The sequence below is a fragment of the Pseudomonas sp. SORT22 genome (assembly GCF_018417635.1).
Taxonomy (GTDB): domain Bacteria; phylum Pseudomonadota; class Gammaproteobacteria; order Pseudomonadales; family Pseudomonadaceae; genus Aquipseudomonas.
Window position 1 is genome coordinate 2227108 of the sequence record NZ_CP071007.1, and the last position, 12788, is coordinate 2239895.

The 12788-nt window shown below is 63.7% G+C and carries 3 protein-coding genes; 2 read left to right on the forward strand and 1 reads right to left on the reverse strand.

Annotated elements, in window-relative coordinates; translation table 11 throughout:
- Positions 1-12 precede the first annotated feature (12 nt).
- Together JYG36_RS10375 and JYG36_RS10380 are read left to right on the forward strand one after the other, a co-directional pair.
- Positions 13-9180, forward strand: coding sequence for an amino acid adenylation domain-containing protein (locus JYG36_RS10375; RefSeq protein ID WP_502937507.1), 9168 nt, complete (start codon positions 13-15; stop codon positions 9178-9180).
- Positions 9181-9245: 65 nt separating this feature from the next.
- Positions 9246-10205: an alpha/beta hydrolase gene (locus JYG36_RS10380; RefSeq protein WP_045194601.1), complete on the forward strand. Its 960-nt coding sequence runs from the start codon at positions 9246-9248 to the stop codon at positions 10203-10205.
- A 75-nt stretch (positions 10206-10280) separates the two neighbouring features.
- Here the strand turns inward: JYG36_RS10380 and JYG36_RS10385 are convergent, their stop codons facing one another.
- Positions 10281-12740 (reverse strand): TonB-dependent siderophore receptor, encoded by a 2460-nt coding sequence (locus JYG36_RS10385; protein ID WP_052676483.1) that lies wholly within the window; start codon positions 12738-12740, stop codon positions 10281-10283.
- Positions 12741-12788: the final 48 nt, after the last annotated feature.

Genomic DNA, 12788 nt, shown 5'->3' on the forward strand with positions numbered 1-12788 from the left:
GAGGGTCTGGGTGTGCAAGAGCTGATCGGGGCAGTTGGAGCGCTTTCGTCGAAGGAACGCAAAGCCTTGGCGATACTGCTGAAGCAAAAAGGGATCAACCTCTTCAATGTCGCGCCGATTTTCAAGCGCAAAGCCGACGAGCCCTTGTTGTTGTCCTATGCGCAGGAGCGCCAGTGGTTTCTCTGGCAGATGGAGCCAGACAGCGCCAACTACCATATTCCACTCGCGCTGCGCCTGCGCGGCGAGCTCGACCTTGGCGCCTTGCAGCGCAGTGTCGAGGCGTTGCATCTGCGCCATGAAGCGTTGCGCACCACCTTTGTCGACGACGACCTGCAGGCCCTGCAGGTCGTCCACCCGTCCATGATTGCGGACTTCACCTGCCTGGACTGGTCGAACGAGCCAGCGTCGGCGCGTTCTGAGGCGCGGCTGAAGGCCTTCGTCGAGGAGCAGGTCGGCCAGCTGTTCGATTTACGCCAGGGGCCGCTGTTGCGCATCTGCCTGCTGCGCCTTGATGCCGATGAACACGTATTGCTGCTCATCCAGCACCATATTGTCTCTGACGGTTGGTCCATGGAGATCCTGCTGCGCGAGATCATCGAGTACTACAGCGCCTTCACCCAGGGCCTGGCCCCGGACCTTGCGCCACTGCCGATCCAGTACGCCGACTACGCCCTCTGGCAGCGCCAGTGGATGGAGGCAGGTGAACGTGAACGGCAACTGGCCTACTGGACTGCGCAGCTGGGTAGCGAGCATCCCTTGCTTGAACTGCCCACTGACCGACCGCGTCCGGCTGAGCAAAGTTATCGCGGTGCGCGGCTGGCGCTAAGCCTGCCCGATGGCCTGGCCGATGCGCTCAAGCGTTTCGCCGGGCAGGAGAATGTCACCCTGTTCACCCTGCTGCTGAGCAGCTTCGAGCTGTTGCTGCACCGCTACAGTGGCCAGGCCGAGATTCGTGTCGGGGTACCCTCGGCCAACCGCAACCGGGTGGAGACCGAGGGGCTGATCGGTTTTTTCGTCAACACCCAGGTGATCAAGGCCTGCTTTGACGATCAGCTGACCTTCCGCCAGTTGCTGCAGGCCGTGCACCAGACAGTGCTCGATGCCCAGACTCATCAGGATTTGCCGTTCGAACAACTGGTCGAGGCGTTGCGCCCGGAGCGCAGCCTCAGCCACAGCCCGCTGTTCCAGGTCATGTACAACCACCAGAGCGACGCGCGCAAGCGTCACCAGCTGGCGGGGCAGGGCGGGCCCCTGACGATCGAGGCGCTGGCGTGGGAAAAGCACACCGCTCAGTTCGACCTGATGCTCGATACCCATGACAGCCCGAGCGGGCTTGCCGCCGGCCTGACCTACGCCAGCGACCTGTTTGAACGCGCGACCGTCGAGCGCATGGCTGCGCACTGGCTGGGCCTGTTGCAGGCGATCGTGCAACAGCCCGATCAGCGCGTCGCGGCCATGCCCCTGCTCGACAGCGATCAGTGGCAGCAACAGGTCGTGCGCTGGAACGACACGGCGATGGACTACCCCTTGGCGTGCTGCGTGCATCAGTTGATCGAACAACAGGCGCAGGCCACACCCGACCGGGTAGCCCTGGTCCTGGGCGCTGCGCAGCTCAGTTACCGCCAGCTCAATGAAGTCGCCAACCAGTGGGCACACCGCTTGCTGGGCGCAGGTGTCGGGCCCGATGTGCTGGTGGGTATTGCCGCCGAACGCAGCCTGGAAATGGTTATCGGCCTGCTGGCGGTGCTCAAGGCTGGCGGCGCTTATGTACCGCTGGACCCGGATTATCCCGCGGAGCGCCTGGCCTACATGATGCAGGACAGCGGCATGCGCCTGCTGCTGACCCAGCAATCGCTACGTGAGCGCTTGCCGGTGCCGGCCGATGTCGAATGCCTGCTGCTCGATCAACCTCAGGATGGCTGGCCTGTCAGCAACCCGGCGTGCTACCCGCACCCGCAGAACCTGGCCTATGTCATCTACACCTCCGGCTCCACGGGCAAGCCAAAAGGCGCGGCCAACCGCCACCTGGCCCTGACCAACCGGCTGTGCTGGATGCAACAGGCCTATGGCCTCGGCGAACAGGACCGGGTCTTGCAGAAGACGCCGTTCAGCTTCGACGTTTCGGTGTGGGAGTTCTTCTGGCCACTGATGACGGGGGCACGCCTGGTGCTGGCGGCGCCGGGTGATCACAAGGATCCTGCGCGGCTGATCGAGGTCATCCGCCGTGAGCAGATAACCACGTTGCACTTTGTGCCCTCGATGCTGCAGGTGTTCATGCTCGATGACCAGGCGGGTCTGTGCACCTCGCTGAGCCGAGTGATTTGCAGTGGCGAGGCGTTGCCGGCGGATGCCCAGCAACAGGTTCTGAGCCGCTTGCCGCAAGCCAGCTTGTACAACTTGTATGGACCGACCGAAGCGGCAATCGATGTTACCCACTGGACCTGTCGCGACGAAGGCCGCGACAGCGTGCCGATTGGCCAGCCGATTGCCAACCTTGGCACCTATGTGCTGGACGACGAGCTGACGCCGGTGCCCGTGGGGGTAACGGGCGAACTGTACCTGGCCGGTATCGGGCTTGCGCGCGGCTATCATCGCCGTCCGGGCCTGAGCGCCGAACGGTTTGTCGTCAGCCCGTTCGCCAGCGGCGAGCGTATGTACCGCACCGGCGACCTGGCGCGTCAGCGCAGTGACGGGGTGATCGAGTACCGCGGGCGGATCGACCATCAGGTAAAAATCCGTGGACTGCGCATTGAGCTGGGCGAGATCGAGGCACGCTTGCTGGAACAGGATGAAATCCACGAGGCGGTTGTTCTGGCCGTTGCCACTGGCAATGGCCAGCAACTGGTGGCGTATCTGGTGCCGGCCCGGCGCGACTGGCCTGGCGACGACCGCCAGCGCCAGGCGCAGGCGCGCGAGCTGCTGCGGTCGCGCTTGCTGGCGGCCTTGCCCGACTACATGGTACCCAGCCAACTGATGTTCCTCGACAGCCTGCCGTTGAGCCCCAACGGCAAGCTGGAACGCCGGGCGCTACCGCTGCCTGATGCAGAGCAGATGCAGCAGGCCTATGTAGCCCCGGGCAGTGCCGTGGAAGTGGCGCTGGCGGCGCTTTGGCAAGAGGTGCTCAAGGTTGAACGGGTGGGTCTGAACGACAACTTTTTCGAACTCGGCGGCGACTCCATCGTGTCCATTCAACTGGTCAGCCGCGCGCGGCGCCAGGGCATCGTGTTCACCCCCAAAGAGCTGTTCCAGCACCAGACGGTGCAGAGCCTGGCGGCTGTCGCCCGGTCTCGCGAGGTCGGCGAAGGCGACGCAGTGGACCAGGGCCTGGTCAGTGGCGCGGCGTTGCTGCTGCCGATCCACCAGGCGTTTTTTGCCAGTGACATCCCCCAGCGTCACCAGTGGAACCAGTCGGTGCTGCTCAAGCCATCGCAGCCGCTGCAGGCCGACCTGCTGGAGCGTGCGCTGCAAGCGTTGGTGATGCACCACGATGTCTTGCGTTCGTGCTTCAGCGCCGAACAGGTGCGCTATCTGCAGCCCGAGCGCCTGCTTGCGCACTGGGCGCAGGCCCCGCTGCTGTGGCAAACCGCGCCAGTCGACCTGGCCGCGCTTTCAGTCGACTGCGACGAGGCCCAGCGCAGCCTGCAGCCGGCACAAGGGCAGTTGCTGCGGGCGCTGTTGGCGACCCTGGCCGACGGTCAGCAACGGCTGTTGCTGGTGGTCCACCACCTGGCCGTGGATGGTGTGTCCTGGCGCATCCTGTTCGAAGACTTGCAACAGGCCTACACACAGTTGGCGGCAGGCCAGCCAGTGGCCTTGCCGGCCAAGACCACTTCGGTCAAAGCCTGGGCCGAACGTCTGCAAACCTATGCGCGGGGCGACAACCTGCAGGCGCAACTCGGCTACTGGCAGCAGCAGTTGCAGGGCGCATGCGCCGAGCTGCCCCAGGATCACGCCGACGGCACGCTGCGCAGTCGCGATGCGCTGACGCTGTACAGCCAGTTGAGCCCGCAGCTGACGCGCAAGCTGTTGCAGCAGGCTCCCGCGGCTTACCGCACGCAGATCAACGACCTGCTGCTGGCAGCCCTGGCCAGGGTGTTGCAGCGCTGGACCGGCGCCGACCATTGCCTGATCCAGCTTGAAGGCCATGGCCGTGAAGAGCTGTTCGATGAGGTCGACCTGACCCGCACCCTGGGTTGGTTCACCAGCATGTTTGCGCTCAAGTTGCAGGCCTTCGAGCAGTGGAGCGACACCCTCAAGGGGATCAAGGAGCAACTGCGGGCGGTGCCGGACAAAGGCATCGGCTACGGGGTGCTGCGTTACCTGGGTGATCAGCCGGCGCGTGAAAGCCTGGCGCAATTGCCGGTGCCGCGGGTGACCTTCAACTACCTTGGGCAGTTCGACGCCAGTTTCAGCAGCGATCAGGCACTGTTCGTTCCCGCCGCTGAAAACCGAGGGCTTGAGCGCAGCCTGGACGCGCCGCTGGGCAACTGGTTGAGCCTCAATGGCCAGGTGTACGACTCGGCCTTGAGCATAGGCTGGACCTTCAGCCGCAGCATGTTCGATGAGGCGACGATCGCGCACCTGGCCGCGCAGTACAGCGAGGAGCTCGAGCGTCTGATCGAGCATTGCTGCGATCAGGGCGTTGGCGCGGTGACCCCCTCGGACTTCCCGCTGGCGCAGGTTTCGCAGGCCTGGCTTGACCAACTGCCGATTGCCGCCGGCGAAATCGAAGACATCTACCCGCTCTCGCCGATGCAGCAGGGCATGCTCCTGCACACCCTGGAAGACAACGAGTCGGCGCTTTACATCAACCAGGTGCAGTTGCCGGTGCAGGGCCTGGATGTCGAGCGATTCTGCCAGGCCTGGCAGGCGGCAATCGACCGCCACGAGGCCCTGCGTACCAGCTTTCATTGGCCCGATCGGCAGACGCCGGCGCTGCAAGTCGTGCAGCGCCGGGTCAAGCTGCACGTACAGACCCTCGACTGGCAGGATCAACCCTGGGATGAACAGCGCGTCGCGCAATGTGCCAGCGCCGAACGGGCCCGCGGCTTTGATATCGGCGCCGCGCCGTTGCTGCGCCTGTTACTGATTGGTACCGGCCCCGGGCAATACCGGATGATCTGGACCAGCCACCACATCCTGATGGATGGCTGGAGCAATTCACGTCTGCTCGCAGAAGTGCTGCAGCACTACTGTGGCGCGCAGGTTGCGGCGCCAGGCGGGCGCTTTCGCGACTTCATCGGCTGGCTGCAGGGGCAGGACGCCAAGGGCCTCGAACAGTTCTGGAAGCAGCGCCTGCAGGCCTTGGTCGAGCCGACTTCGCTGAGCCAGGCGGTGCATCCGCGGCACAGCAGCAGCGAGCCCGGTCACCGGGCGCTGTACACCCGCTGGGATGCAGCGCGCACTGCACGGTTGCAACAGGTGTGCCGTGACTTGCGTATCACCCCCAACACCCTGATTCAGGGCGCCTGGCTGCTCTTGCTGCAACGCTACACGCGCCAGGACACCGTGGTGTTCGGCGCCACGGTTGCCGGGCGACCGGAGGGCCTGGCCAATGCCGACACCCTGCTGGGCCTGTTTATCAATACCTTGCCAGTCATTCACCGCATCAGGCCGGAACAAGCGCTGGATGCCTGGTTGCGCGACCTGCAAGCCTACAACCTGGACGTGCGCGATCATTCCCATGTGCCGCTGGCGGATATCCAGCGTTGGGCAGGCATGGGCGGACAGGCGTTGTTCGACAGCATCATTGTGTTCGAGAACTACCCGATCGATGAGCGGCTTGGCGAGGCCCGGGACAGCGGCCTGCACTTTGGCGAGTCACGCAATCACGATGTCACCAACTTCCCGATGGACCTGGCCGTCCACCTCAACGACAGCCTGTCGATCGAATACCTGCATTTGCGCAGTGCCTTCAGCGAGCAGGCCGTCGAAAGCATCCGTCACGCCATGGAGGGGCTACTGACCGCCATGCTCGAGACACCGCTGCAGCGGGTGGGTAACCTGCAACGCCTGGATACCGCGCAGTGGCAGCAACTGCAAGCCTGGGGGGCACAGCCGGCGCGGCAGTACCGTCCGCTGTCGGTGGTCGAGCTGATTGACGAACACGCCCGGCGTCAGCCCGGGGCGATTGCGGTGGAATGTGCGGGGCAGCGCCTGGACTATGCCGCCCTGCAGCGCCAGAGCAATGCTCTGGCCGCGACCTTGATGGCGCAGGGCGCGGGCCCTGAAGTTCTGCTCGGGGTGGCCCTGGAGCGTTCGCCGCAGATGATCGTGGCACTGCTGGCCGTGCTCAAGTGCGGCGCGGCGTATGTGCCGCTGGACATCGATTACCCGAGCGAGCGCCTGGCCTACATGATCGAGGACTCGGGCATGGCCCTGGTCATTACCCACAGCGATCTGCTCGGGCGCCTGCCGCTGCCGGCGCTGTTGCCACGGGTAGAGATGGATCGACTGCCGCTCGATGAACAGCGCGTCGGGCCAGCGCTTGCCTGCGGCGATGATCGCAACCTGGCGTACCTGATCTACACCTCCGGTTCCACCGGTCAGCCCAAGGGCGTGGCGGTTACCCGCGGGCCCTTGAGCATGCACTGCCAGGCAATTATCGAACGCTACGAAATGAACGCCAGCACCCGCGAACTGCACTTTATGTCGTTTGCCTTCGACGGTGCCCATGAGCGTTGGTTGAGCGTCCTCGGCAGCGGCGGGGCGCTGGTCATTCGCGACGCCGAACTGTGGACACCGGAGCAGACGTTCAAGGCCCTTGGGCAGCAGGCAATCACCATCGCCTGCTTCCCGCCGGCCTACCTCAAGCAGGTTGCCGAGTATGCCCGCCAGTGTGGCGAGCCTGCGCCTGCGGTGAACATCTACTGCTTTGGCGGCGACGCCGTACCCGAACAGACCTTCGAGCTGGTCAAGGCAGCATTGCGCCCGCAGTACTTCACCAATGGCTACGGACCGACTGAGACCGTGGTCACCCCGCTGCTATGGAAAGTGCCGGCCGATTCGACCTGTGAAGCTGCGTATGCACCGATCGGCCGCGCGGTCGGCTTGCGCGCCTTGCAGGTCCTGGACGATGACCTCAACCCGTTGCCTGCAGGCTTCGCCGGCGAGCTGTACATTGCTGGCGAGGGGGTCGCCCGAGGCTACCATCGTCGCCCGGGCCTGACCGCCGAGCGCTTCGTACCGGACCCTTTCGGCCAGCCAGGAACCCGGGCCTACCGCAGTGGTGACCTGGTGCGCCTGCGTGAGGACGGCATCATCGACTACGTCGGTCGCATCGATCACCAGGTAAAGATTCGCGGCTTTCGCATCGAGCTGGGCGAAGTCGAGGCCTGCCTGCGCCAGCAACCCGGGGTCAGCGATGCGCTGGTCATTGCCCGTGACTTTGCCGCCGGCAAGCGCTTGATTGCCTACGCGGTCACCCCGCACGGCATCGATCAGGGGCCGGCGCTGCTCAGCGGTCTGCGCGCGGTGCTGCCCGACTACATGGTCCCGGCACAGGTAATCTGCCTCGCGGCACTGCCCATCTCGCTCAACGGCAAACTCGACCGCAAGGCCTTGCCAGAGCCGGATTTCAGCGCCGATAGCTACCTGGCCCCGCGCAGCGAGCAAGAACACCTGCTGGCGCAGGTCTGGGCCGAGGTGCTGCAAGTCGACAGGGTTGGCATCAGTGACAACTTCTTCGAGCTGGGCGGCGACTCGATTCTCAGCTTGCAGGTCATTTCCCGCGTGCGTAATCACCCGCAGCTGGACATCAACCTCAAGCTGCGCGACCTGATGCGCTACCAGACCATCGCCGGCCTGTTCGATCAGCAGGTCTTTGCCGGTGCTGCGCAGCAGGAGGACCTGAGCCACCGGGTCAGCGATGGCCGGTTCAGCCTGTTGCCGATCCAGGAATGGTTCTTCGCCCAGAACATGCCAGAGGCGCACCACTTCAACCAGGCATTGATGCTGCGCTCGCGCCAGGCACTCGATCCGCAGGCGCTGGAGCAGGCTTTGCAGGCTGTGGTGCAGCAGCATGATGGCTTGCGCTTGTGCTTTGCCAAGGAGGGCGAACGTTGGTATCAGGCGTATCGGCCACAGCAGGCCCAGGCCGACAAGCCGCTGCTGGAGCAGGTGAGCGTGGCCGATGAGGCGGCGCTGGAAGACTTGACCGCCCGGGTGCAACGTAGCCTGGACCTGCAGCAAGGGCCATTGATGCGCGCCCTGCAAATCACCTTTGCCGGCGAGCAGCGCTTGCTGCTGGTCATTCACCACCTGGCGATTGATACGGTGTCCTGGCGCATCTTGCTGCAGGATTTGCAACTGGCCTACGAGGCTTGCAGCCAGGGCAACAGCCCAGCGTTGCCGATTCGCACCAGCAGCTACCAGGCCTGGGCGACCCGTCTTGAACAACAAGCGCCGCTGTTGGTGGAGCGCGAGCTGGGGTACTGGCTCGAACAACTGCAAGACTCGGGGCAGCCTTTCCCTTGCGATAACCCCCGCGGCAAGAACCTGGTCGGCTTCCATGCGGTAGAGCGCATGGAACTCGACGCCCAGCGCACCAGCGAACTGTTGACCCAGGTGCCGGCGGTCTACCAGACGCAGATCAATGACCTGTTGCTGGCCGCCTTGAGTCGCGTGCTGTGCCGCTGGAGCGGGCAGGATGCGGCGTTGATCCAGCTTGAAGGTCACGGTCGTGAAGACCTGTTCGACGAGCTGGATTTGAGCCGTAGCCTGGGCTGGTTCACCAGCATGTACCCGGTACGCCTGGTGCCCGGTGCCGAGGATGACATCCGCGCCAGCCTGCTCGGGGTTCAGCGCCAGTTGGCGGCAGTCCCCGACAAGGGGCTGGGTTACGGCGTGTTGCGCTACCTGGCGGGCAACAGCCTCAGGCAGCAGTTTGCCGGGCTGGCCCAGGCCAGGGTGACCTTCAACTACCTGGGCCAGTTCGACCAGAGCTTTGACGAGCGTGCCTTGTTGGTGCCGGCCGAGCAAAGCGTGGGGGCGTGCTACAGCCTGCAAGCGCCGCTGGGCAACTGGCTGGAGATTGTCGGCCAGGTGTTCGACGGCCGCCTGGCCTTGCGTTGTGTGTTCAGTACCCGGCGCTATCGTCGTGAAACCATTCGCCAGTTGATGGACGACTATCAGCGCGAGCTGCAGGCGATCATCAGCCATTGCCTGGCCCAGGCCGCCTGAGCCGTCAACCTGTGTGCCGGCAAACCTTTGCCGGCACGATTCGATACACCGTTTAGGAAGCTCAAATGTCTTTGCACCCTGATCTTGCTGATTTCCTCGACCTGGCCGAGGAAAGCCGCGGCCCGCTCGATCTGCCTTTTCATCAACAAACCCCGGAGCAGGCCCGGGCCGCGTTCGAGCAGACTACCCAGCAACTGCGCTGGCCCGTCGAGCAGCGGCTCGACTGTCAGGAACTGACGGTCACCAGCCGCGACGGCGGCGCGGTGCCGGTGCGCCTGTATCGTGCCCGGCAATGCGAGGGGGCCTTGCCGTTGCTGGTGTACTTCCACGGCGGTGGCTACGTGGTGGGCAGCCTGGATTCGCACGATGGCGTTTGTCGCGAGTTTGCCGCAGGCGGCCAATGTGCGGTGCTGTCGGTGGGCTACCGGTTGGCGCCCGAACACCGTTTTCCGCAGCCGCTGCTCGATGGCGAGGATGTCCTGGCCTGGTTGCCCGGCCAGGCCCGGGCCCTGCAGCTGGACCTTGCCCGGGTCGCGTTTGCCGGCGACAGTGTCGGCGCGACCATTGCCACCGTGTTGGCGACCCAGGCTGCCCAGGCAGGGCCGGACGCGGCGCTGCAGCCGCGCTTGCAACTCCTGTGCTATCCGGTGACGGATGCCTCCCGGCGCAGCGCCTCCATGGAGCTGTTCGCCGAAGGCTACTTGCTCGAGAGCCAGACGCTGGAGTGGTTCTACCAGCACTACCAGAGTGCTGCGCAAGACCGCTGTGACTGGCGTTTTTCGCCGTTGCTGACAGATAAGCTGAGCAACGTTGCCCCCGCCTGCATTGCCCTGGCCGGGCTTGATCCGCTGCTTGATGAGGGCCGGGCCTATGCACGCCGGCTGCAGGAGCAGGGCGTACCTGTAACGCTCAGGGAATACCCCGGCCTGACCCATGACTTTTTGCGCCTGGGCTCGGTGGTTGGCCAGGTCACGGACATCTACACGCAGTTATGCGCAGACCTGCGCCAGGCGTTCGAGCGTTGAGGCAAAGGTTTCACCCTGGCCATGAAAAAGGGGCACTGAACCGACGTTCAGTGCCCCTTTTTCCTGTGCCCTGGATCAGAACGAATATTTGAGGCTGGCCATCACATTGCGCGGCTCGCCGTAGAAGGTCGAACCGTAGGAGCCCATGCCGCTGAAGTACTTGCGATCGGTCAGGTTGTTGAGGTTGATGTTGCCGCGCAGGTTGTCACTGAAATCGTAACCGGCCAGCAGGCCGACCAGGGTGTAGCCCTTCTGGTCGAAGCGGGCGGGGATTGCGCCGGGGCCAAAGCCCAGGGTGGTGTCGTAGTAGATATTGCTCTGCCACGAGACGTTGCCACCCACTGTCATGCGGTTGAGCAGGCCGGGCAGGCGATAGGTGGTTGCGAACCGGGCGATCTGTTCAGGCTGGGTGGTGCTGACCTTGTTGCCGTCCTTGTCTTCGGAGGTGCGGTAGGTGTAGCCGCCATGAACATTCCAGTCGGGAAGCAGTTCACCCGAGACTTCGATTTCAAAGCCTTTGGTGGTGGCGCCTGACACCGCCTTGTAAGCCGTGGCGTTGGGAATGTCCACACGCAGGCCGTCGGCTTCGGCGACGTTGTCCTGCTTGGAGGTGAACAGCGCGAGGCTGGCGTTCAGGCGGCCCTCGTAGTATTCGCCCTTGATCCCCACTTCGTAGCTTTCACCGGTCAGTGGCTCCAGCGGCGTGCCGTTGCGATCGGGGTTGAACGGTTGCGGTTTGAAGATATCGGCGTAGCTTGCGTAAACGGTGTGGTAGTCGTCCAGGTCATAGGTGATGCCCGCGTAAGGGGTGACCACGCCACTTTCGCGGGAGTTGTAATGGGTGTTGGGGTTGGGCAGCAACGGGTTGAAACCATCCTGGTTCCAGTAGTGGTCGGTCACCCGTGAACCGAGAATCACGTTCAGCCGGTCCGTCGGTTTGAGGATGGTCGCAAAGTACCCGGCACGCTCACGGGCAACGGTGTCGTAAGGCACGGTGAACAGCAGTTTGCTGGGCTTGACCGGATTGTTGTCCCAGTTGAAAAAGTCATCGATCTTGTAACTGCCGAACGAATGGGTACCGGATTCGTTTTCGTTGCGTGCCCAGTTCAGGCCCATGACCATCTCATGGGTGCGCCCGAACAGCTGGAAAGGGCCGGTGGCGTAAGCCGCTACGTCGACTTCCTTGGAGGTCGAGTAGTACTTGCTGGTAAAGGCGTTGGCCGAGTGGGTGACCGCGTCGATCTGGCCGTTGGCGGTGGCGGTGAGGTTGTCGACGTCATAGCGGCGGAAATTGGTCTCGACCTTGAGCAGCCAGTCATTTTCAAAATGGTGTTCGATGTTGGCGAAGTAGCGTTGGGTTTCGGTGTTGCTGTACGACCATTTTGCCCCGGAGTTGGTCGAACGCGACGGCTTGACCGTCGCGCCGTTGGTGTAGAACGCCGGCAGGTTGGAGTTGGTCGAGCCGTCGGCATTGCCTTTCTGATAGTCCATGCCGAAAGCGAAGGTGGTGCTGTCGGACAGGTCGGCCTCGATGATGCCGTAGAACACGTGGTCTTCACGACGCAGGTAGTCGATGTAGCTTTTTTCATCCTGAGTGGCAGCCACCATCCGGCCACGAATATGCTTGCTGTCGGTCAACGGGCCGGACAGGTCGACTTCGGTGCGGTACTGGTCCCAGCTGCCCGCGCCGGCGGTCACATGCCCCTGGAACTGCGCGGTCGGTTTTTTGCGCACGAAGTTGACCACGCCCGACGGGTAGCCGGTGCCATTGAGCAAGCCGGCCGAGCCGCGCAGGATCTCGATACGGTCGTAAATGGCGGTGCCGATCAAACCGTAGTTGTCGCGCAACGGGGCATTGGTGCTGAGGCTGGGCAGGCCGTCGAACTGAAAGTTGGAAATCTCAAAGCCGCGGGAATAAAAGGTATTGACCTCGGTATTGTCCTGGCTGACCGTCACCCCGGGCGTCTGGTTGAGCACATCGGCGATGCTCAACAGCCCTTGGTCTTCGATCTGCTGACGGGTGATTACGCTGACAGACTGCGGGGTCTTGCGCAGCGACAGGTTCATCTTGGTCGCCGTACTGGTTTCACCGGTGGTGTAGGACCCGGTGCCCTCAGTGGTAAGGCCCAGGGATGAGCTGTTGACCGTGGTGGCATCCAGGGTCAGGTCGGCGCCGCCCTTGTTGCCATGGATGGTCAGCACATCGCCTTGCAGGTTGTAGCGCACGCTGGTCCCGCCGAGCAGTTCGGCAATCGCCTGGGCAGGCTCCTTGGTGCCGTTCAGTGCGCGGCTTCTAAGCCCGGCGACGTCGTCGGGGCTGTAGAGAATCTGGATGTTGGCCTGGGTGCCGAACGCCTGCAGGGCGCTGGCCAGCGATTGCGCTGGAATTGCAAACGCGACCATCTGCGCATGGGCCTGGGCAGTGACAGCCAGGGCGCTGAGGCCGACCAGGCTGCTCAGTGCCAGTGGCCTGGTTAAAGTCCGACGAATCAGCAAAGCCCTGGTGAAGGGTGGCAAGCGGTATGCAGTGGTCAACGGAGGCTCCAGCGCGAAGGCAAACAAGTGAGAATGATTAGTATTTTT

Coding starts and splice junctions, on each gene's coding strand:
- JYG36_RS10380 (WP_045194601.1), top strand. CDS start 9,246: ATGTCTTTGCACCCTGATCTTGCTGATTTCCTCGACCTGGCCGAGGAA.